The sequence below is a fragment of the Lysinibacillus sp. FSL W7-1291 genome (assembly GCF_038593415.1).
GTDB classification, from domain to species: domain Bacteria; phylum Bacillota; class Bacilli; order Bacillales_A; family Planococcaceae; genus Lysinibacillus; species Lysinibacillus fusiformis_D.
The window spans coordinates 3,639,135-3,663,653 of sequence record NZ_CP151994.1 but is presented as its reverse complement, the minus strand read 5'-3'; the positions used below and the strand labels follow the sequence as shown (position 1 = coordinate 3,663,653).

Sequence of the window (24,519 nt, the reverse complement as noted above, 5' to 3'; positions counted from 1 at the left end):
ATGGACTCGTTAACTAAACTGAACAACTATAGTGAAGAAGAGAAGGTCAATTTTATTGATTTTGTAAACACTTTGTTAGCTCAATCCGTTATTGTTGCAGCTAAAGAAAGTGATAAAAGACATTATCGATTTTATGAGATGCATGCTGAAGAAATACAAGAATATTTTTTATTTGCTGGATGGGAAGTTAAAACAAGCGAGAACAAAGTAATTACTCTAAGGAATACTACAGGAAAGAATAAGGTGAATTTAACTTTATTCGAAAGTACATTATTGTTTATTATTTATAAATTATATATAGACCAACTAACATCATTAAGATTAGTAAGAGATGTTCGTATAAGTAATTTGGAAATACGTGAACAATTTTTTCATCTAAACATTCATAATAAATTACCACCTAGAGAAAAAATGACATTAGCTTTAAAAAAGTTTCAAAGGCATTCTATTTTAGAACTAGTGCAAGGTAATTGGGATGATGAGGCATCAGAATTTATAGTCTATGATTCTATCGCTGAAATAATTAAGCCAACGATATTAAAAGAAATGGATACATGGATAAATGAATTGAATAATATCGAGGAGTGGGAAGATAATGAGGTCAATAAATAAGTTACAGTTAATAAACTGGCATTATTTTGATAATCAAGTAGTTGATTTCAAAGGTATGAGTACGTTGGTAACTGGAGACAATGGTGCTGGAAAATCAACAATTATTGATGCATTACAAATGATTTTTATTGCTAATCTGACAAATATAAAATTTAATTCTTCTGCTCACGAAAAAAAATCAGAAAGAACGCTAATTTCATATTTACGTGGGAAAATCAACAATTATGGAGGGTTCATTAGAAATAGAGATTTTACTTCTTATTTAGCTTTAGAGATAAATTTGAATTCAGGGAAACTAATGTTACCTGCTACATATATAATTGGAGCAGTATTTGATTATAGTTCTGACCAAGACGACGAAGAACTTAAGTTTTTTAAAATAGATAAGACAGCATTAAATGACAATCTTTTTTATGATGAGAAAAACTTAGTAAGAACATCAGACCAATTTTTCTATAATTTAAAAGTAAATGAAATTGAATACGAAAAGTATAATACGATTGAACACTATAAAAGTGACGTGCTTCATTTATTAGGAGGAATAAAAGATAACTTCTTCTCAATTCTATCTAAAGGTATAGCATTTTCTCCTATTACTAATATACGCAAATTTGCATATGACTATATTCTCGATGAACATCAAGTGGATATTTCGTTGATGCAAGACTATGTTAAACAGACTAATGAATTTGTAGTAGCAATAGAAAAGGCAGAAAGACAAATTGAGGCACTTAAGGAAATTGGTCAAGTTTATAGTGATTATAAGTTTGCAAAGGAAGAAGCTGTTATATATGAGCTAATTTTATTTAATTCAATAATAGAGCAGCTAAATAAGGATTTAAAAATTAAAACAACTGAAGTTAGCGAAAAGCAAATTCAATTAACAGATATAAATAAAACTATTGATTCTATTGAAGAGCAAAATTCAGAATTAAATCAAAATATCATCAATTTGAGTGAAGAATTATCGGAGCATTCTATTAAAGTTGAACAAGTGAAACTTAATAATCAGATTGTAACAGTTAGTAGTCAAATAGATAGTGCGAAGGCAGTAAATAAAAATATTATGCAAAAGTTGAAAGTAGAATATGAACAACTTCAAGAAATGATAGAAGTCTTAAAAGAGTATGATGTTGATAATCAGTTATTACGCCAACTTAATTATCAATTAAGTATTTTTGAAAGTTTTTTATTTAATAATAATGAATTTACTCCTTCTTATCTAGAGAATTATTCATCAATTTGGAGTGCAGCGTATAATTATTTATTAAGCACTGAATATAAATTTAATACAGAACTAGAGGGCTTTAAAGAACAAAAAAGTATAGTTGAAAAGGTGATTCAAGAACTAGAAAAAAATCAAATACTTTCAAATAATACACCTCAGATGAAATTGAAAAAACTATTACAACGAGAATTGAAAAGTGAGAATGGTTCTGTTGAAATTAATTTGCTCTGTGAAGTTATTGATATTAAAAATGAAACATGGCGAAATGCTATTGAAGGGGTGTTGAATGCCCAAAAATTTAATATTATTGTGCCACCTCAATACGTGAAAGCAGCGATACAAATATATGAAAACAACAAGACAGTGCATAAAATTGAAAATGTTGGTGTGGTAGATACTGAAAAAATAATTAAAGCAAATAGTGTCGCGCAAGTAGGAGCATTATCGGAAGAAATTATAGTAAATAACAATTTGGACTATGTGAAATCATATGTCGATTATTTAATGGGGAATCTCATAAAATGTAACGATATAAATCAAATTAGGAATAATTCAAGGTCAATCACGCAAAGTTGTATGCTGTATCAAGGGTATGTAGCGCGTCAAATTCCAAAGAAAAATTATGCTACACCGTATATCGGTAAAGAAGCTGTTAAAGTGCAATTACAAAACAAAAAAACTGAATTATCAGAACTTAATTACCATGTAAACCAACTTGAAATTTCCCTTAAATCTTTAAGTAGGGTATTAAATTATTCTGGTGGTAAGAGTGGCTATATAGAAATCATAGGCAGTCAATGGACAGAAGAAAATAAATTAGTGGAATTAGAAGACTTTTTAGCAGAATTAAATCGTGAATTATTTTCTTTAGATACAACGCCAATTAAACTACTTGAGGAACAAATTGAGCAAAAACGAAATTTAATGACAACTAATGAAATAAATAAAAAAGATTTTTACGAAAGAAGTATTAAGGTTAATGTAGCGATAGAAAAATTAAATAATGGTATTGGAATCATTCGAGGAGCATTAGAAGAACATCAAAAAGAAGTTGATATTTTAATGGGAAATAACTCTCGGCAAGTCATAAATAATGCTATCGAACGATGGAAAGTTGAAAAAGATAATAATCAAACTAGTCAATTCTATAAAGAGCAAGTTGAAAAATATAGAAAGAACTCTGATGAAACATTTATAAAATTAACGAATTTAAGAACAACATTCAATGATAGGAATCTTTTTAATTCTGAACCGTTAAATACACATAATAATGATTATGAAGCATTTTTAAGAAATCTCGAAGACTCAGCAATTGTTGAATACAAGGAAAAAGCACAGGAAGCAGATAAGCAGGCAAAGGAATCTTTTAGAGAAGATTTTATTTCAAAACTAAAAGACCAGATAGAGAAAGCTAAAAGTGATTTTAAAGAATTAAATTATATTTTAAGGGATTTGAAATTTGGTACGGACCAATATAAGTTTAGAGTGACAGGACATAAATTGTATCAAGAGTACTATAAAATGCTAACGGACTCTAATCTTGATAATGGATACTCTATTTTTTCTTCAACATTTGATGATGAATATAATGAAGTAGTAAATCAATTGTTTGAAGAGATTAGTAGTGAAAATTCAGAGCAGAATGCTGATTTATTGGATTATCGTACGTATTTAGATTTTGAATTACTCATTATTGATGAAGATGGAAATTCTACAGCTTATTCAGAAGTTGCATTGGAAAAGTCGGGGGGCGAGACACAAGTACCATTCTATGTTTCGATATTAGCATCCTTCTATCACACATATCATATGTCGAGAAAAGACGATACTTTACGTTTAGTTATATTTGATGAAGCATTCAATCGAATGGATAGCAATCGAGTAGATGAAGCTATAGAGTTTATTAAAAGTTGTGGCTTCCAAACATTAATAGTAGCTCCAACAGGAAAAGTAGCTCTTTTAGCACCACACTTTGATAATTCAATTATTGTAATGAAAGAAAAACATCAAAGTATGGTTTATCCAATTACTATAGATGAAATGCTAGAATTTGAGGTTGAAGATTATGATACAGAACCGGAAACTGTCTGAATATCAAAAAAAGATTTTGAATACTTTAATTGATAAATACGAGAACCGATTGAATTATGGTAAAGAAGCTGCCGTTAGAAAAATTGGCATCGATATTAAAAAGTTTTCTAAAGAGTATATGGATGTAAGTTCTAGCAAGTTTAAGAATGAAATTAATTTTGAAATGAAAGTGTTAGAAGAATATCAATTTGTGCAATTACTGTGGGAGAAACATAGCTTAAATCAATATTTAGATAAAGTCTATTTAAATGAAAATTATATAGAATCAATCTATCAATTATTAAATAGAACTTCTAAAGCGGGGAAATGTAAAAAGTTCGAGTTGATTTTAAAGGACTTTTTACAATATTGCGAAGATGATTTAAAGCCATTCATTCAAGATAATTTAGAAAAGCTCGCTAACTTTGAAACGCCACATAAAATTATTAATCTTGATAATGAATTATTAACGAATAATTGTTTGAAGGGGCTTAATGAATTAATAAAACCTAAAATTAAAGAGTTAAGCAAAAGGCATTGGAGTATACAGGTTTATAATAATTCAAAGCGCTGGGAAGAGATAGAGAAGAAAGTGTTATCAGTGCTAATTAATGATATCTACCCAGAATATAAAAATATAGAAGATGAGAGTATTATTCGATACTTCGATATTTTGGAAAATCCAGTTCCTATTGATATGTACGGCCAGTGTGTAATGGTGAAAAGTGATAAAAAAATTGACTTTTCAACGGATGATAGTGGCATTGCAGCATACCCTTCCTTTTTTAAGGATGCTGCAATCGAGTTATTAAATGTAAAGCGTTTAATCACAATTGAAAATAAAACAAGCTATCACGATTATTTAAGAAATGCTAAGGATATCGAGGAGGAACTTGTAATCTATCTAGGGGGATTTCATAATACCACTCGAACGTATTTATTAAAAAATTTGTTTGCTTTTAGTAATGCAAATCATTTGAACATACAATTTTATCATTGGGGAGATATTGATTTAGGAGGATTTTCAATATTAGTAAATTTAATTAAAAAGACAGGAATTCCATTTACTCCTCTATTTATGGATGAACAAACATATTTGAAGTATCTACAGTTTGGAAAACCTATTAAAGAAAAAACATATTTGAATAAGTTACATGGATTACTTAAGCAAAATGAATTTAGCAAATTTGAAGATGTTATAAATCTTATTTTAGAGAATGAAATAATAATTGAACAAGAGATTATTGAAATTTACAATGAATAGTTTGGTGTTGAAGTAAAAGTCAAGAATAATCTAATTATAATAAAATAGATATAGCTAACGATATATTTTTAAGAAGAAATCTCTATGAGTGTAAGGAGGAAATAAATTGCTTTCAGAAGATGCATTAAGAAATATTGCAGAGGTTTTTATAAGGGACCAAGAAGAATTGTTTACTTATAAAACTGGACCTAAGTTGGTTAAATTCTTTAATGATAATTTTGGCTTTAATGATAGGTATGGACAAGGATTTCCATCAAGATGGCTTTATACGGTAGAGAAGATAAGAAATTTGTTAAATTCTAATAAAGGTAATAAATTTTTTAGTTTAATTTTAAGTAAAAGTTATTTAATGAATGAGCAACAATTAACTGAAGTAGATGCGCTAATATTAAGTGAAAAAATGATTCTTGCATTTAATAAGATTTTAAAACCGGATAACTTAATTTTAGTTAAAAAAGGTGAAGAAATTCAGTTAATTACAGAAGATACTGACTTGGAGTTTATTGGTGAAGGGGGGTTTGCAGTAGTCCATAAAAGAAAATCAAATGGATTAATTATAAAAAAATTGAGAGAGGAGTTTATGACTAAAAGGGATATTCGTAGTCGTTTCAAACGAGAGTACGAATTAACTAAATCACTTAGTGATATACCGGGTATTATTCAAGTATATAATTTTGATGATGATTCTTGTTCATATACGATGAAATGTGCAGAAACATCATTATATGATTACGTAACAAAGAATAGCCTTTCAGATGAGAATCTAAAAACTATGTTGAGACAAATACTATATATCATGACACGAGTACATGAGAGAAATATCATTCATCGAGATATCTCGCCAAATAATATTCTAATAATAAATGGAATGTTACACATTTCAGATTTTGGTTTAGGGAAAGATTTAGATATATTCCATTCTCATCAAACAGTACACACAAATGCTTTTGGGCAATTTTATTACTGTGCACCTGAACAATTTATGCAATTAAGAGATGGTGATAAACGAAGTGATGTATTTTCGATGGGGAGACTAATTAATTTTATTTTTAAAAAAGACCCTAGAGATTATAATCATGTACTAAGAAGCGTAGCTGAAAAGGCAACTAATGAAACGCCGGAGTATAGATATGAAGATGCAAAAAGACTTTCTGAAGCTGTTGAAAAAGGATTAGTCTATGGTGAAAATAGAGAAAGAAATGAAGTAGTAAAAAATAAAATTATTTTAAATCAATATGATGACGATGTTGAAAATTATATTTATAACCTAACTGAAAAAGAGCTATGTATGAATATAATCTCTCTAACTAATTTTAGTGATATATTAATAAGGTTTTTAAGAGAAAATGAGAAAAGAGGTAACCAAATATTATCTCTTATTGGAGATACGTATCGTGATTATTGCAATGATTTCCCGATATATGATAATTTTTCTAGGTTGGCTTTTGATATTTTGAATTTAGACAATACATCGTATATAACGAAAGAAATAGCTGCTAGGATATTAAATGATATTGCTTATGGTGTAAATCGTTTCGAAGCACAAAGATTTGTTACTGTTTTATTGGATAAAGGTTTAGAACCAACAATTGAAGAAATACTTTCAATAAACTAGCACTATGGATTTCAATAGCAGATGAATTATTAAAGCGGCTGAAAGAAGAAAAAGTTTATTAATAATGATTTAAAGACATTAATTATATTAGGAGATAATGTAGAAGGAGAATTTATATTGATAAAATATGAAATATTAATAAACGATATAGATATTGAAAAATTCCATTCCATATCTATTCAGTTGTCAGATGAAGATTTAAAGAAATTGAAAAGTAAAGAAGTAATTCATTTAATAAATGATAAATTTGAAAGTGTTTACGGGCTCGCAAGTAAAACTCAAGATAGCGTGAATGTTAAATTTATTTCAGGTAAAGAAACTTTAATAGGTAAGGTTTTGCCTGAAAGTCCAAATGTTTTATATGATTTCATACCTTTTGAAGAAAAATTAAAGTTAGAAATTCAAGATTTATTTGACTATATTTCGGTTGCGCTAGCTGTTGAATCTAATAACCTCTATAGAGGGCAGGCAGTGTTTGAGTGGGATTTATTACCTAGTGTATTTAGGTCGACTCCACCACCTGAAAAAGAGATTTATACAGAGATAAAACAACATAATCATAAAGATTTTACCAAAGACGATTTTATTGAAGTTGCTGTAAATATGCAACATTATGGAATACCGACAAGGCTATTAGATTGGACGAGCAATTCACTACATGCATTATATTTTGCTTGTGTAAGTAAAGAAAATGAAAATGAAGATGGTGCTGTATTCTTAGTATCAGTTGATAATTTAATAGAGATTGGTTCTGAAGAAGAGGACTATATTGCTGATTTCATAAAATATAAGTATCTAAACGGAAATAACTATGAGAATGTATTTAAATTTTTTGATAGGATTACTGAAGAAGGAATATATCATTATTTTTTTAAAACAAAATATTATAACGACAGGATAAGAAATCAAAAAGGCTACTTTTCTATATACTTTGAGCAAACAGAAGAAGAGATTAAAATGATTAAAAATAAAAAGTATAATGATATTCGATTTATTGGAAATAATTTAGATTTAAGTGAAGTACATATTAATAACATTTTAAAGAAAATAAAGGAGCTTAGATTCCCTATAGAGGTAGAAAACAATCGTCAATTTGAAAAAAAAGCGGAAAAAATTATAGACGATTTCCCTATTAACAACGAAAAAAATAAAATTAGTATTATCAGGGAAATATCTAAAATATTGATTTATTTAAATAAAATGATACCTAGAGAACATAATATGAATAATATATTGCGTAAAGATAATCATTTTAAAATTTTAATTCCTAAGGAAGCTAAAGAGACCATAGTAAAGCAATTAGATGATATGGGAATAAATAGTTCTACAATTTATCCAGATGTTGAGGGCTTATCAAGATATTTAAAAGAGAAATACATTACTACTAGAAAGGAAGAATAACATTGATAAAATTTGTTGAAGAAAGAAAAAGAAATCTTATTTTTCATATTTTAAAGTATAGTCTAGAGAATCCTACTTTTGATTTTGATAGTGAAATCAATGTTAGTGACTTGAAGCAAAAATTTTATTTTAAAGAGAGCGATGTAATTACATTTAAAGAAGAGTTTATAAATAATAATTATTTTACAGAAGAAATTAAAGAAACTTTAAATGATTATATTCAAAAGCGAGATACTGTTTTAGAAACAGTTCAAGAAAGTGATGTTAATGAATTTAAAGATATATATCAGGCTTTAGTAAACTATTATTCAAATGTGGATAGAGAAGTAAATTTAAATGACTTATTAGATAAAGGTGCAAGAATAGCTCAAGAACTACATTGGCTGTATTTTCCTGTATATAAAGAAGAATTCATTTCTAACTCTGGAATGATTCCAGAAACGAATTTATATGAATATTATTATCATTTTCATATGATAGAGGATTTATATAGAGAGATAACTAATAGTGATAAAAAAATAAATTGGAAAAGTACTCAAGGGGATATTAATTTAGAAAAAGAAATATCAATGAAGATATATACAACTAGATGGGGACACTATGATAGATATACTGTTAAAAGAACAAAAGTAGGATGGACTTTTTATTCAGGTGTATATCAAGATGTTGAATGTACCTATAATGGGGAAAGTTTAAGTCCTGATGGAGATTCAGATAGTGGATTGTATTATATTTTAAGACATGATTCGGTACAATTTCCTAAAGAAGGGGTAAAGTACGCTTTTGAAAATTTATGGGAAGAAGCAGATTCAAATGAAATGAGTATAGAAGAACTTGAAGAAAAAGTTGCTGATATTGCATTGTGGATTTCAGAAGTAGAGAAAGTCACTCATAAATATCAGCCATCTTGGTGTAAATATTATTAGCTTTAATTATTTGGTTGTATTTAAATTTTATTTGAGCTACTCATCTAGGACAATATCAAATTCCAATGTAATAAATGTAGTCACTTGTTAAATTTAACGAGTGACTACATTTATTATAATGTTTAATACTTAATATAAATTTTAGTGTACCTTTTCTCTGTAAGTAGTGGTATTCTTAATCTCGAAAAAGTTATTTTGAAAGTTAATCTAAGAAAATACATCAAAATAACCTGTCTAAACGTTGATATAATAACCTTTTTAATAAAATGACAGTAGACTCCCGCCTTCTCCATTTTGTAGAAATCAAATGATTTCAATGAGTGTCTGTGACGTAAAGCATAAAATTTCCGTTTGGAAACTTTATGCTTTATTTTATTTTTGGAAGTCTTATGCTTGATTTTGAAAACGATACCGCAATCGGGCGCTCTCCTCGATAAAGGAAAGTGTTTTTTCATTAGGGGACCAGGTGCTTGTAGAGAAGGTAAGGAACTAAGAAGATTGAGTTAAAATCCTGTAATATACTGCAGGATTTTTATTTTGAAGTGAAAATAGTGCCAATATTGCAATTATCTTATTCTGTTGTTTATTTACCAAAAAGGTTTTAAGATTTAGTTATTTTCTTGTTATTGATGATAGGTTTTTATGACTATTTATATCCATAATATACTATCAAAAATAGATAGTTTAGCACCATCTTAATAGTGATTGTCTGTCTATAATAGATAATATTTCCAAAATCACAATTATTAGGAGGGAACTAATTGCTAAAGAAAATTTTCATTCAATTGATTGTTTTGGCAATGTTCATTGCCTTTATTCCTATTGGGAATTTTGCAAGTGTGGCTGCCAAAGAATCTCCCAAAACAAATACGGAAGGAAATGAAAAAACTGAAGTAGTAGGAGAACGGACGCAAACTTCTAAAACGTTTAACAATTCTGATGGTACTTATACAACTGAAATATATGAAGCACCTATTCATTTTAAAGATAATAAAGGTAACTGGAAAGATATTGATAACGATCTACAAAAAAAGAAAAATAATGGCAAAGGGCAATTTGAAAATAAAGCCAATAACTTTGCTGTGACATTTGATGAAAAAATTGAAGAGGAAACAAACAACGTACAAGTAGCCGATAACCAATACAACCTTAATATTGGATTAAAAGAAATGGAACAAAAAGGTGAAATCATTCCTGCTAAAGAGGTTATCGGGGTTGCTACAGATAACCAAATTGAGTACCAAAATGTTTTTGATAATATTTCAACTACATATTCTGTTGGAGAAAATTTTGTAAAAGAAGATATTATAATTAACAAAAAGCCCGAAAAAGGTTTACCACAAACCTTCTCATATCAGCTATCCCTTGAAAGTTTGACATATGAACAAGTTAATAATCAAATCCATTTAAAGGACGCTAAAACGGGGGAGATGGTTTATGTTATAGAAGCTCCGTTTATGTATGATGCTTCTAAACCTGTAGGCTTTCAATCTATTGACGGTGCAAATTCTATACCAGAGGAAGCAAAGTCCTATGATATTACGTTAAAAACACGAGAAGAAAACAATACTTTATGGATTGATTTAACTCCTGATGCAGCTTGGCTACAGGATAATAAACGACAATATCCGATCGTCATTGATCCAACAATTGTACGTATTCAAGGAAACTCAAAAATGGTGGATACAACAATTCGTAAAAAGTTTCCAACGCAAACCGGAGGAAATGACACAGAATTAGCTACAGGTACAGCCACAGACGGAAATATTGTAAGAAGCTTATTGAAGTTTGATGTAACGCCTATTCCTGAAAAAAGCGTTATTATGTCTGCGGATGTAAGTCTTTATCTCTCTTCAACAAATGATTCAAGCCCAATTAATTTAAGTATGCATGCGATGAAACGTTCATGGGATGAAAATACAGCAACATGGAATAACTATTCAACAGCAGGAGGCTGGACAACAGTAGGGGGAGATTATAATACCACGCCTCTTTCAACTGTTACAGGAGTCTCTTCAGTACCGAGTAATGTAGAAGAAGGTATTAAACGATGGTCTATTCCAACTAGTATGGTGAGCGGATGGCTATATAATCCAGAATCAAATCTTGGTTTATTATTAAAAAGCACTTCAGAAAGTACAATGATTTACAAAAAATTCATCAGTAGTGAAAGCACAACCAACCCACTCGCCTATAAACCAAAACTTGTCGTTACTTATAAAACACCTAACCGTTTAGGTTTAGAAGATTATTGGGATTATGCCACACATGATATTTCAAATGGAACGAACTATGTAAATTTAGGCACAAATAATAATGTTATTCAATACACAGATTTTAGCTTATTCAACTATGGAGGATTTGGTTTAGATTTTACTAGAACTTATAATAGTAAAGATTTTGAAAAATCTCCATTTGGCTATGGTTGGAGTTTTACAGGTTCAGAGAAATTATTTTATAATGATAAATATTTTAATGTCGAATATAAAGATGCAGATGGTACGGTCCATGTTTACTCATGGGATGGAGATAAGTATATTGCACCTGCAGGTAATTATGATAGTTTAGATATGGTGGATAAGTACACTTTTAGACTGACTAGCAAAACTGGTATCACAACAACATTTAAAGTTAGAGAAAGCACTAGTGATACAGATATTGAAGTAGCATACATTACAGAGCAAAAAGATTTAAATAGCAATACAATCACTTATAATTATGATACATCAAATCAGCTTACTTCTATCAGTACTAATCTAGGGACAAAATTACTATTAACTTATACTGATGGGCTTATTACAAATGCAAAATACAATAAACAGGATATAACGTATACGTATACTGATGGTTATTTAACACGAGTACTGGTTAAGAAAGATGACACTACATCAACACCTACTTCATTCTATTACACGACTAATGGACAGTTAACGAAAATCATTGATAGTAAACAGAAAATAATGCTTTATGGATATAATAGTGAATTAGATTTAGTATCTGTAACAGAACCTTCATTAGACGGTCAAGTAGATTCTATGACCAATTACTCTTTAGATCGAACAAACAATATAGTAACTGTTACTAGCCCCGAAGGTATAGTTACACGCTATGGTTTAAATAACAACTTTAGCGTAACGAAAATATTTGATCCTTCAGGTGATACAACAACCTATACACTAGATGAGAATAGTTATAATGTTCTTTCACAAAAGATTGTCTATTCAGATGGTTCTACTTACACTAAAAATTTAAAGTATGATACAAAGGGAAATTTATTAAGCACTAATGATTCAAAAGGTGGGATAGAATCCTATACGTATAATGAGTATAGTAATCTTTTAACTCAGACAGATGCCAATCAGCAAACAACTACCAACACTTATGAGAATGGTAATCTAAAAACCTCCACAACACCTAAGGGAGACACAACATCCTATATGTATAATGGCCATGGGGATTTGATACAAGTAAAATATCCGGATGGGAAAATCGAAACGTATAGTACAAGCTATGAGAATAATCAAAAACTAACAACCTATCAAGATATTGAATTAGGTATCACAACTGAAACTATAACTGATTTTAATGGAAATATCCTTTCTTATGAAGACGGAAAAAAGGGGAAAACTAGGTATCGCTACAATCTTAAAAATGAATTAGTAGAAGTAGAAGATGCTGCAAAGAAAATAACGACTTATACGTATGATGCCAACAGTAATTTAACATCTGTGATAAATGCTGATGGTAAAAAACAAATGTCTCTCAGCTATAATGCACAAAATGCCATAGAAAAAGAAACAAACGCCGAGGGAAAAGTAACATCTTATAATTATAATGCTGACGGAGCATTAAATGAGATTATCAAAGCATCAGGTGAAAAAATCGCCTATACAACTTCAAGTGATACTAATACACAGGCTGTGAAAGTAAATGGGGTTAATCAGTTTTCAACACAAGTAGATGGTTTATCCACTACTGTGACAAATCATACTCTAAATAATCAAAAAGTTACGTACACACAATCAGAAAATGAACTATTACAAAGAGTAGACATTAACGCACCTGTAAATCGCTCGATTATGTATACTTACAAAAATGAAAAAGATTTAGCAAGAATTCAATTTGGCCAAAATACAATTGAGTATGCATCAGATGAAAATGGTCAAACAACCAATGTCACACTCGATGGGCAATTATCAGCAAGCTTCATATGGAACAAAAACAACTTATTGGAGAGCACAACTTTTGTAAATGGTGCAGTTATTTTAAATAAGTATAAGGCGAATCAGTTACAAACTGAAACTTTGAAAACAAATAGTGAAGCAATTTGGCGTACAAATTCATATGAATATGATAAAAATCAGCAAATTACTAAAGTGACGAATAATGATGGAACAGTCACTTACACTTATGACCCTTTAAATCAGCTAATCAAAGAACAATACAGTAATGGTTTATCCATATCATACACATACGATTCAGTAGGAAACCGTACTTCTAAAACTATTTTGCAAAACGGTAGTTCAACTACAACCAGCTATAGTTATAATAATGCGAATCAAATGAAGACTGCTGGTGATAAGACTTATAATGTAAGTGCCAACGGAAATGTAGAAAACGATGGTGTATTCCAATATGTTTGGAATGCCTTTGATCAATTAACAGAAATCAAGTCTCCAACAGGTGCAACAGTTGCATCTTATCGTTATGATGAAAACGGACGTCGTGTATATAGTAAAGATAGTAATGGTGAAACGTATTATCGTTATAATGGTCTGACAAATCAAGTCTTGTTTGAAGAAGATGCAAGTGGAGTTATTACCAAATCCTATACCTATAACGATAATGGTTCCCCTTTAACAATGACATATTTGGGCTTAACTTATTACTACTTAACGAATTATCGAGGAGATGTATTAGCCTTAACAGATAAAAAGGGTGACATTGTTGCAGAATACACGTATGATGCATGGGGAAATATTATGAGCCAAAAAGGTAATATGGCAACTATTAACCCATATCGTTATGCAGGATATCGATATGATGAAGATACTAAACTATACTATTTGATGGCGCGTTATTATAATCCAGATACAGGTGTGTTTTTATCGTTAGATCCTTTACGTGGAAATACAATGAATCCTTTATCATTAAATGGCTATAATTATGCGAATAATAATCCAGTGATGAATGTGGATCCTTATGGAGAATATTGGAAAAACGCTCTTTGGAATTCTAAGAAAATATTATCGACGTTAATAAATATGGCTTTAATGGTTGCTGTATCTGGTTTGGGTGGCTTAGTCAATGGTAAACTCTTTTTGAAAAGCGTCAAACAACTTGCCCAAGCTAAGAAACATATATTCGCTAAAAGTATTAGAAAATCCCTTCAAAGAAGAGGTGTGTCTAATTTAGTGATAAGTGGTATAATTTCAGGTTTAGTTGTGTTTACCGATTTCTTGGTTAATATAGGTAGCCCAGGTGAAATTCTATTTGATTATCTCGATCGAAGAGATGCAAAACGTAAAAATGGTTATTTCAATGGTTGGTAGAATAGATGAGATTACTACAGTAAAAAGAAGGGGAAATATAGGCGTTCTCTAACCTATAATTCAATTTTTAATGATAAAATTTCTTTCAATGAGAGTATTTTTGTATTGTATATTTTTAATGATGTTTACAGTAATATTTACTACAAAACAAAACTTTTATATCATTTATATTTTTATTTGGATTTTTTGGATGTTTGAGCTTTATTTAATCCATTATAAAAAAATAAATAATAAAACCGGTTCAAAGTGGCTTAACAACCTGTGGATTGTGATAGTATTAATTACTTTTATTACAATTCAATTGTATTTGGAGTTCAAATTGTAAGAATAAATAATAGAAAATCATAGTATATTACTTATGCACATTTTTGTAATCATGAGGTAATAAACAGTAAATGGTGGGTAAAGCTGGCTTATTAAAGTCAGCTTTATTTTTTGTATACGATGATTTGTCAAATTAAGTGCAACAATTGCTCATTAAAAGCTTCGTTTGCAGTTTTCCAACCAAGACATTTTCTTGGTCGATTGTTGATATAGTTTAATGATTCTGTAAGTTCTTCTGGTGATACTTCTTCGAAATTTGTTTGCTTAGGGAAGAATTCGCGAAGTAATCCATTTCCATTTTCGTTACTTCCGCGTTGCCAAGAAGAATATGCGTCCGCAAAATAAACATCAATTTTCAAGTCTTTTTCTAACACTTTATAGCAGCTAAATTCTTTACCTCTGTCTGTTGTGGCTGTTTTTATAGTGCCTTTTGGTAATTTAGTATGAAGAAGACGTACTGCTCTTGAGCGATTTGGTATCAAAAAGCCAACATACCACCGTGTCATTCGCTCAATACATGTTGCTACACAACCTTTTGCTTTCCCACGTCCAGATACAATTGTATCTAACTCCCAATGTCCAAAGGTTTCACGTTTATGTACTTCTTTTGGGGTTTAGAAATTGGTGTACCAATGTTAAATCTACCCCTTGTTTCGCGGGGCTTTTGACGCTTACCTTTTTGACGGAGAACGGTTATAGGCACTTCTAAAAGACCATCCTAAATCCAGCGATAGATGGTTTTAAAACGCAGATGTCCTTGATACAAGCGGCCGACAATTTGTTCAGGTGACCAAGTATCCCGCAACTTTTCTTGAACAGCTTATTTCGAAAAAAATGCTTAGAAAGAATGCGCCAGATTTATGCGAAAAAATTGTTAAGCGATACAAAGCATACTCATCTGAATTGAGAAAAATAAGAATAGCTAAAATTGTAGCTGAAATAGAAGTTGCTGCTACTACACTACATAACCAAGGTTTTTAACCAAGTATAGGGAAAATCCAAAGGGAATTAGGTAACAAAAGTATTTTTTGGGAAGAAGAAATTAGGCAGGGTTAGAGAGAAGTAGTAATAAATTTAGGTTACAAAGTGGATTAAACCATAAGATTTCCTAAAAAAAAAATATCAAACATAATGCTTCCAAAAGTTTAAATTCTAGTTGAATTTGGAGTTTCGGAAGCACTATTTTATGAACTTTTATGATTTATCTAGGTGTTTTATATTAATTTGGAATGGGATTTTCCCGAAAAGCTCTTTTGTATTAATGCGGGAAACTATATCGTTTATTCAACGGAAATTTTATGATTTACGTCACATAAAAAAGAATAAAGGTATCATCATCTGAAATGTGTATGTATGGATACAAATATTTTAAATACATTTGGCTATGAATTATTTACTAAGTTTTTACTGAATTTAAGGTTAAGCGGTACAACGATATAGTAAAAATGTATACATCAGCAAAATAAGGTATATTATATTTGTTGAATAGATTTTCTTTAAGACAGGAAAAGTAGGTGAACCAAAGTGGGGAAATATCAATTGGATACCAAAGGTAAGGCAGCTGTGGCTAAGTATCATGAAAAACACAAACCTGCCAAATTCGATAAAAAGCAGCAACTTGAGAAAATACGTGCAGAGTATTTGAAAAAGAAGCAAGAACAAACCGATCAATAATATGAATGAAAACATAGGAAGATTAATATCTCCCTATGTTTTTTCTTTTCAATTGGTCGTAGGGTTAATATTCTCCCGAATTTTAGATGTGGCGATAGAAACTCGTCATTAGATATCCGTTCCTCGATAATTTGAAACAACATAGCCATGTAGCTGGGGCCGACTTCTTCGATTGAGGACAGAAATTACATGATTTGACTACATTTTTCTGTTTTGATAAAAAGCTTAAAATCTGCTGTGTAATATTGCAATTACAATTAAGCCCCAACTACGATTGAGGGGAGATAGTCATGAGGTGAGATAACCAAGTGTTTTTCTCTTTAAACTGAGATCAAACTTTTGGGCTCAAAGGAAGGTCAAAGAATTTAAGTGAATGCATGTTTCAAACTCTTCGATGCTCTAACCTCTAGTATTAATTTATATATTTATTTTTTAAAACCTGAATGTCTCAGCATCTCCATCTTTAAAACATCGGATTCAATAATAGAAAACATTGGTTTTAAAAAGGTTTATCTAATGAAAAATTAACTTTATTTATAGCATCCCTGAAACCAGAACGCAACTAAGTAACTCTTAATTGAATTAAGAGATGGATTAAATATATGATTCGAATAATATTAGCCTCTATTTGGTTAGCGGTCTTTACAAACAAAAAGGGGTAATTATGATAAAATAATAACGTGAAATTTAGTTAGAAAGTTCTATAAATAATGATTCTTAACCAGAGTATTGTAATAAGGAGAAAACAAATGACAGCTATCGAAATACTATCATGGCCTTTTATACAAGAAAGTATCAATCAAATTAACAACAAAGAGCAGTATTTAAATTATCCAGTTATCTATGTTTTGAATGGCAATAAAGAAGCTTATATTGGTGAAACGGTTTATTTTAAAAATCGTATGAAAGCTCATTTAAAAGCACGTAAAAATATTAAACAAGTAAATTTGATTAAGCATGAACACTTTAATCGTTCAGCAACTTTTCATCTAGAGACAAAGCTAATTAACTACTTCCTTGGTGATGAAAAATATACGCTTCAAAATAAAAGTAAGACGGCTAACGATTTTACTCATAACTACTACAATAAACCTTATTACGACCAACAACTATTTAAAGAACTTTGGCAAAAACTATATGAACAAAAGCTTGTCGACAATGAGTTACATGTAATTGAAAACAAAGATATTTTTAAATTATCTCCTTTCAAAGATTTATCTTTAGAACAACTTGAATTAAAAGATAAAGTACTAGAGTTTTGTGAGAAACGAGTTACTCAAAACTCAAATGAATATGGAAGTCTATTAGTTATTGAAGGTGAAGCGGGCGTTGGAAAAAGCGTTGTGTTAAGTTCTATTTTCAATACGATTCAAGAAAGAGTAGAAGAAGCATCTTCAAATTTATATCGTACAGAAAATTATTTAGCTGTGAACCATGAGGAAATGTTTAAAACATATAAAAATATAGCAAAACAAGTGAAACATTTAAAAGGGAAAAACTTTGCAAAACCTACGTCTCTGATTAATATGTTGCAAAAAGAGGGAAAAAGGGTTGATATCATTTTCGTTGATGAAGCACATTTATTGCTAACAAAGCCAGATACTTATAATGGTTTCCATGGCAATAATCATTTAGAGGAGTTTTTGAAGCTAGCAAAAGTAGTTGTCATTATCTATGATCAAGATCAAGTATTAAAACTGAAGAGTCTATGGGGAGCAGCAACATTAGAAGGGCTTAAGAAATTAAGTACTTTTCACGAAGAATACCAGTTAACAAACCAATTCCGCATGCAAGCAAATGATGACGTAATCAATTGGATAAATGAATTTAAGCAAAAAAAATTATTGCCCCTTCCTAAAGATAAAAACTATGAATTTAAAGTATTTGAATCTTTGAAGGACATGCATGATGAAATTAAATACAAAAATACACAGCACGGTTTAAGTCGTGTTGTATCAACGTTTGATTATATACATAAAAAAGATGGTGGGACCTACTACGTGAAAGAATCAAATGGTGAATACCAACTGCCATGGAATACAACAAGTACGAAATATACATGGGCAGAAAAAGCAGAAACCGTTCACGAGGCTGGATCAATTTATACAATACAAGGCTTTGATTTAAATTATGTTGGTGTCGTGCTTGGGCCATCTGTTCAATATAACGCTGCTAAAGATGAAATCATCATTGATACGAGTAAGTATATGGACAAAGGTGCATATACAGGTATGGACGGAATTGAAAATGTCAATGAGGCAAAGGAAAAAATCGTCCTAAACTCAATCAATATCTTGATGAAGCGTGGAATTAAGGGTCTGTACATTTATTCAAGTGATGAAGCGTTGCGCAATAAACTTCTAGAATATCAAAAAGCAGGTGAATAGTATGAGTGAGTTAGAACAACTACGTGAAAGTATTTTGCAATTCCGAGACCAACGTAACTGGCAGCAATTCCATAATCCTAAGGATCTAGCACTCTCCTTATCATTAGAAGCAAGTGAATTATTAGAGCTATTTCAATGGAAAACGAGTGAGGAAGCAGTTGAAAAGAATTTAGATAAGATGAAGGAGGAGCTAGCGGATGTTTTGATTTATGCGATATTGTTTGCGAATGAAACGGATTTGGACTTAGTAAAAATAATAAATAATAAACTTCAAAAAAATAATGAAAAATATCCAATTGAAAAGTTTGCTGGAAAAAATACTAAATACAATGAGATATAAATTTATAAAACATTTAAAAGGCAATTTAAAAACCTTAGTTTTTCGTTTGAATACGAGAAACTAAGGTTTTTCTTGTGGGAAATTATCTGATATAGGGAAGTAACAGTACATATAATCCCTTTTTTTGTTCCTCTGATAAATTTTTAATTATATTAAATAATTCGTCATCTATATTTTCACTTTGTAGAGGTTTATCTTGTGGAATTTTAATAGTTGTATCAACTTTGTTTTCCAGTAATAAAAAGAATGAGCTAAGCGTTAGTCCAAATTGTTCGCAAATTTCACTTAACAGTGCATAGTTAGCTTCCTGAATACCGCTTTCTATTCGTGAAATAGATGCTTGAGAAATATCTAATTTTTGAGCAAGATCACTCATACTTAAATTATTTTCTTTGCGTAACGAACGTATTAACTGTCCTATTTGCAAGTTATTCATAAATGTTATTTCAACTCCACTTTTATCGTTTAATTAATCGTACAGTTATTGTATTTTACAATCAATAGAAAATAAATTATACTTAAAACGTAAATATACATAATAAGTAATGAATGGGGTTGAACGTTATCGGAAACTTTGAATCGGCACTTATTTTATTAATAGATGAAAGGATTGATGTGCTTTATCATAATAAAGTTTTTAGGAATCACCAAAATGAAATGGTTAAAGATGTTAAACAGAAATTATCCAAAACTCTTTCAGGTATAAGTGAAATAGAAGTTAAAGAGATTTCTGAGTCAATACAGATATCAATTCTTAATTATCAGCACTTATTATTTCAAGATATATACAAGCAAGGCTTTTTAGATGGGATTGTACTCAGAGAAAAAATATCAGGGGGATCGATAAACGATGAAAGCACTTTTTAAAGGTCAACTCACGATGGATGTATACAAAATTGTAGAGAGTTTAGGGGATGAAGAAGCTACACGAAATGTTGCACATGAAGATATTACATCTGAATTGTTAAAAGAACTAAGGATATTAGTAGAAGCAAAAGGCTATCGCGTTCCTTACGTGGGGATAAATTTAGAATATGAGGGTGTACCTACTACACAATATGAATCAATAGTAAATAAAGCTATTAAAGAAGCTAAGAATAGTGAAATATATATTCGTGGAAAAGGGACTATAACAAATATATCTTTTTAAATAGCATTTAATTTTGCAGTTTTTTTGTAAGTAAAATCTTCTAAAAAACTGCTTTTTTATAACTTGTAAATTCAATTTGGAAATCCTTGTATACAAGAGGTGACGTAATTGAATAATGAAAACATAGAAATTGAGAAATTTAAATCATTATTTTTAGAAGATAAAATCTATAATGCGCTAACAAAGTATGGTTATAAGGAAGAGGTGCTTTTTCCTGAGTTTATTAAAACTTTAAATGCTAAAAGGCTTTATACTTCTTTAGAAGTCTCTACAATGTTTAACATGAATGTTAGTAGTTTACGCTATTATGTTACAAACCTTTGTAAATTTGAGTATCTTGAGAATGTAAGAGAGGGGAGAAATTATAAGTTTAATTATATAAGTATTTATAAATTGTATTTAGTGCAGCAGTTTTTAAAGAGGCAAGGTAAAAATTTGAATAATGTTAAGCTATTGTTACATGAAAGCGTTGATAGTTATCAAAAAGAAATTAAATTAATAAAGAATGCCATAAAAAGACTAGATCAATATATTGGCTTCCTTTTTAAGTTTGAAAAAGGGAATATGCAAACGAATGAAGAAGTCCAAGTATTAAATAAAAAAATGAGGATAATTGAAAAAGTAATATTGTCTTGGAATGAAAATCAAGAAGAAATTTTTAGAATAGAGCAGTCCTTAAATATAATGCATAAGAAAGCTTTTGGGATAAACGACGAGATAAATATTTGTTTGAGAAAGTTACTTTATCTTGAAAGTGATTTTAATATTTTGTTGTTGAAAAATGACTATTGTTCGAAAATTCATGAGAATGGCTTATTTAAAAGGTTATTAAATATCAGTCCATTGGATGTGAGAGATAGTGAATGTACATCATATTTAAGTAAACAAATCCAAGATTTGAAAAATGAAATTATTGTTGAACAAGAACGTAAAAGTAATTTAGAAAAAGAACTCTTTCTACTATATAAAGAAATTGAGAGAGAAACTACTAAGAAAATGGAGTTTACTGAAAGAAATAGAGAATTTATAAATACTTTTATATTGAATTTAAAATCTACTTAGAATAAATATGGGGTCAGAATTATTAGAGAGTGACATTTTGATGGGGTTTAAAGATGGTACCTTATTAATGACTAAATAATACAAAACATAAAGAGATGGAATAATCTCCTTTCTTTGTGTTTTGTATTATTCTGTTTTGATTATATGGAAAATGAGTTTTTAGTTTTGACTATAGTATTTCATTAAAAAATCTGTTTCTAGTTGCATTTCTTTATTTAAAGTTCTTTCTACCTCCATTAACCAACCTTTATAGCGGCGCGAAAAATCAACCTTGCGAAAAGTAAAGGGATATAAGTCTTCTAACATTTCATTTTTAATAATATCTAACACAAACTCAATCTCTAAATCCCCAGGTAAATCTAAGACAAATACTTTATAATGTGTTCCTCTTTCAGCATTGAAGCCTTCTCTAATAGAGTCTTTACGTAACCCTCTTCCCTCAATTTTACGTCTCCATGCTCCAACTGCTTCTTTTAATCGATATGTTTCAATTTTTAGTAAGCGTTCCAACGAATTAATTTTCTTTTCTAGTTCTACAATTTGTTCATTTTCTTCATGTTGATTTCGTATTTTAACCACATCCTTTGATATTTTAAAACATTATATCTGCAAAAAATGATATTACTAGTGTAATTACAAATTTTATTCAGCTAAATAAATTCGTGTAACATCCTCACGGTTGTGACCAATTAATTTGGAGACTGCTAATCGTGCATCTCCTTCTGTATAACCTTTTTCAATAAATAATTCATATTGTTCTTTTGCATAGGCATGTCTAAAACTATGCATTGTAATTTCAACACCCTTTGGCCGAGTATTGAGTGGGTCTAATACTTTTTGGCGATTATTCCTAATAAAATCTTGCACACGTTGAATTACTTGATGCGCTTTCTGATCTCGCAAAACAAAAAGTTTCTCTCCGCGATTGACCTGTTGCATTGCATCTTGTAAAACGCTAAAGGATTGTGTTTGTAAGGGAATTTGTCGTATTAGTCCACCTTTTCCTTTAACAGTTAGAAAGCCTTCACGTAATGCTTTTTCAGCATCCACGCGGCTTAATCTAACCGCTTCATGTACACGTAAGCCCTGTTCACGACACAGCATAATAATAAGTGCGAGGGAAGGAGAATTAGATTGTTGTGCCAATGTTACTAAGGCTTGATATTCCAGTTCGGTAGGACGACGATCAACTCCACCAAAGCGCCTTCTTTCTAAATGGAATTCATTATAATTTTCGCTTAAAATTTGATTGCTGCTCAGCTGATAACGAGGATTAGGGATTTGATCATGAAAATATCTGATAGCAGCTAAATCATTTTTAATTGTAGAAGCGGATTTGCCCTCGCTTTGTCGTTCACTTACATAATCTACGAGATGCTTATTCTGAATGTTAGCAAGTACTTTTAAATTATAGTTGTCCGCTATGAAGCGGCAAAATAAGTCCATATGATTGTAGTATTGAGGTAGAGTTTTATTCACACTAACTCCTTTTGCATGTCTAGCAATTTTATTTAATTGCAACATCAAGTTTAAATAGGCTCCTTTATTGCTCACATCTTCATTAGTAGATATGGCCACACGAATTTCTCTTTCTGTTTTAATCCATCCTCGATTTCCGATAACAAGCATTCCTTTCTTCATAGCTGTATAAAAAAGGGCAGACCCCACCCATATATGAAATTAGCTTATCTTTATGAAATTTATATAGTGGGATATAGAAAAAGCCCGCAATAGCAAACGTCCTTTTCTCATAATACATACTGTCTATATGGTCTTATAAAATTTCATAACGATAATAAAAGTGTTAAGTAATACATTTGCACAACTTTAAGCAATGATGCTTAACGCTAATTTAGCGGGTGCAGCTCACTTATGCTTACTCTAAAGTAAGATTCATTTTAAAAATGAGAAGTGAGGTCAATGTCCGCAGACAAAAAATCCAATGACTAAAGTTAACATATAACCTACTTTTAAAAGTAGTCGCTAATGCACTTGGCGATATTTCCGTCACTCTTGCCCATAGAGTGTTAGCTTCTTATATTTTTAGGTGTATTATCACCATTTAATTTTTATCCCCAAGCTAATCTTGAGATAAGATCTTAGAACAACTGGTATCAAGCAACAGCTATTTGAACCAGACCAAAACAGAGTTAGGCAACAGCACGATCTGATATTGGATTTTTTCTTTATATAAAACGCTGTGTTGATTCTGTTAGAGTAAAAAATCAGCGTATCTTTTTTGCTCTATACTACATTGAATAATGGGTTTAAACTCCGATTAGAAGAATTATTCGGATTATTTGATAAAAAGAAATAGGCTCTAAAATGAGCACGAGGAAATTTTTGAGGGACATTCAATAAAATTGAGTTATAAATAAAAAGAAAAAATTAATTGTTTTTTCAGTCTAAGAGACCGTTTTAAATTTTTTGATAGAAAAAAAGTTTAAGAATAATGAAGTATTTTTAAATATGATAACAGTCAATATATTATATTTGAATAGTCTGGGTAGACATTAAATAAAAAATTTTTGTAAGTATCATCTAAAAACAATATTTCACCAAATTTGAACGACTTTTAAATGACAATTAGCTGGTTATCTGATAATTGACGCCATTCTTGAAAGAAATATTGATTTCTTCAGCATTAATGATAACTTTGATACAATAACACTTGATTGGAATGTTTACAGTGTTTGTAAAATTTGAGCTCGATATTAACTGTCTAGTTATCAAGAATTATAATATAGGTGAAAGTGCTACTTAATATTGAGAAAGATGCTGTATTGTAAGAAGTACAGTTCTTTAGATTTTGAAAGAAGAGAAATGATTAGCTTTTTTTAGTATACTTACAAAAGAGATTATACATATAGTTAATAGTACGGAATATGTATATTGAATTTATGTTAAAATTATT

The 24,519-nt window shown here is 30.0% G+C and carries 16 protein-coding genes and 1 pseudogene; 13 read left to right on the top strand and 4 right to left on the bottom strand.

Annotated features, from left to right (window positions below; all coding sequences use genetic code 11):
• The 7 genes from NST76_RS17740 (at position 1) to NST76_RS17710 (ending at position 14,668) form a co-directional block, all read left to right on the top strand.
• On the top strand, positions 1–612 hold the full coding sequence (locus NST76_RS17740) for a DUF4194 domain-containing protein (RefSeq protein ID WP_342544260.1): 612 nt from the start codon (positions 1–3) through the stop codon (positions 610–612).
• Positions 596–3,931, top strand: a complete 3,336-nt coding sequence (locus NST76_RS17735) for an SbcC/MukB-like Walker B domain-containing protein (RefSeq protein WP_342544258.1) — start codon at positions 596–598, stop codon at positions 3,929–3,931. The genes NST76_RS17740 and NST76_RS17735 overlap by 17 nt, the downstream gene beginning before the upstream one ends.
• A 49-nt stretch (positions 3,932–3,980) precedes the next feature.
• The gene (locus tag NST76_RS17730) at positions 3,981–5,174 is read left to right on the top strand and encodes a Wadjet anti-phage system protein JetD domain-containing protein (RefSeq protein ID WP_342544256.1); all 1,194 of its coding nucleotides are present in this window, start codon (positions 3,981–3,983) and stop codon (positions 5,172–5,174) included.
• Positions 5,175–5,280: 106 nt separating this feature from the next.
• On the top strand, positions 5,281–6,789 hold the full coding sequence (locus NST76_RS17725) for a protein kinase (protein WP_342544253.1): 1,509 nt from the start codon (positions 5,281–5,283) through the stop codon (positions 6,787–6,789).
• Between the two features lie 117 nt (positions 6,790–6,906).
• The gene (locus tag NST76_RS17720) at positions 6,907–8,190 is read left to right on the top strand and encodes an FRG domain-containing protein (RefSeq protein WP_342544252.1); all 1,284 of its coding nucleotides are present in this window, start codon (positions 6,907–6,909) and stop codon (positions 8,188–8,190) included.
• A 2-nt stretch (positions 8,191–8,192) separates the two neighbouring features.
• Positions 8,193–9,116: a hypothetical protein gene (locus NST76_RS17715; RefSeq protein ID WP_342544249.1), complete on the top strand. Its 924-nt coding sequence runs from the start codon at positions 8,193–8,195 to the stop codon at positions 9,114–9,116.
• 761 nt (positions 9,117–9,877) lie between these two features.
• Positions 9,878–14,668 carry a DNRLRE domain-containing protein gene (locus NST76_RS17710; RefSeq protein ID WP_342544248.1) on the top strand — a complete coding sequence of 1,597 codons (4,791 nt, stop codon included), beginning with the start codon at positions 9,878–9,880 and terminating at the stop codon, positions 14,666–14,668.
• A 452-nt stretch (positions 14,669–15,120) separates the two neighbouring features.
• Here NST76_RS17710 and NST76_RS17705 read toward each other — a convergent pair.
• A pseudogene (locus tag NST76_RS17705) lies at positions 15,121–15,797 on the bottom strand (IS30 family transposase); the annotation flags it as partial.
• A gap of 719 nt (positions 15,798–16,516) precedes the next feature.
• Here NST76_RS17705 and NST76_RS17700 point away from each other — a divergent pair.
• The 3 genes from NST76_RS17700 (at position 16,517) to NST76_RS17690 (ending at position 19,393) form a co-directional block, all read left to right on the top strand.
• Complete coding sequence (locus NST76_RS17700) at positions 16,517–16,666, top strand: hypothetical protein (protein WP_186436198.1); 150 nt, start codon at positions 16,517–16,519, stop codon at positions 16,664–16,666.
• 749 nt (positions 16,667–17,415) lie between these two features.
• Positions 17,416–19,053, top strand: coding sequence for a DUF2075 domain-containing protein (locus NST76_RS17695; protein WP_342544247.1), 1,638 nt, complete (start codon positions 17,416–17,418; stop codon positions 19,051–19,053).
• Between the two features lies 1 nt (position 19,054).
• On the top strand, positions 19,055–19,393 hold the full coding sequence (locus NST76_RS17690) for a nucleotide pyrophosphohydrolase (protein WP_342544245.1): 339 nt from the start codon (positions 19,055–19,057) through the stop codon (positions 19,391–19,393).
• Between the two features lie 82 nt (positions 19,394–19,475).
• Here the strand turns inward: NST76_RS17690 and NST76_RS17685 are convergent, their stop codons facing one another.
• A complete protein-coding gene (locus NST76_RS17685; protein ID WP_342544243.1) occupies positions 19,476–19,829 on the bottom strand; it encodes a helix-turn-helix transcriptional regulator in 354 nt (117 codons plus the stop codon).
• A gap of 119 nt (positions 19,830–19,948) precedes the next feature.
• On the opposite strand from NST76_RS17685, the gene NST76_RS17680 reads away from it, so the two are divergent.
• The 3 genes from NST76_RS17680 to NST76_RS17670 all read left to right on the top strand — a co-directional run bounded on the left by NST76_RS17680 (position 19,949) and on the right by NST76_RS17670 (position 21,605).
• Positions 19,949–20,260 (top strand): hypothetical protein, encoded by a 312-nt coding sequence (locus tag NST76_RS17680; RefSeq protein WP_259949745.1) that lies wholly within the window; start codon positions 19,949–19,951, stop codon positions 20,258–20,260.
• Complete coding sequence (locus NST76_RS17675) at positions 20,244–20,543, top strand: hypothetical protein (RefSeq protein WP_342544240.1); 300 nt, start codon at positions 20,244–20,246, stop codon at positions 20,541–20,543. Before NST76_RS17680 ends, NST76_RS17675 begins: the two co-directional genes overlap by 17 nt.
• A 108-nt stretch (positions 20,544–20,651) precedes the next feature.
• Positions 20,652–21,605 (top strand): MerR family transcriptional regulator, encoded by a 954-nt coding sequence (locus NST76_RS17670; RefSeq protein ID WP_342544239.1) that lies wholly within the window; start codon positions 20,652–20,654, stop codon positions 21,603–21,605.
• A 159-nt stretch (positions 21,606–21,764) separates the two neighbouring features.
• Here the strand turns inward: NST76_RS17670 and NST76_RS17665 are convergent, their stop codons facing one another.
• Both NST76_RS17665 and NST76_RS17660 read right to left on the bottom strand, forming a co-directional pair.
• Positions 21,765–22,184, bottom strand: a complete 420-nt coding sequence (locus tag NST76_RS17665) for a hypothetical protein (RefSeq protein WP_342544237.1) — start codon at positions 22,182–22,184, stop codon at positions 21,765–21,767.
• Positions 22,185–22,247: 63 nt separating this feature from the next.
• Positions 22,248–23,234, bottom strand: a complete 987-nt coding sequence (locus NST76_RS17660) for a tyrosine-type recombinase/integrase (RefSeq protein ID WP_342544235.1) — start codon at positions 23,232–23,234, stop codon at positions 22,248–22,250.
• Positions 23,235–24,519 lie beyond the last annotated feature (1,285 nt).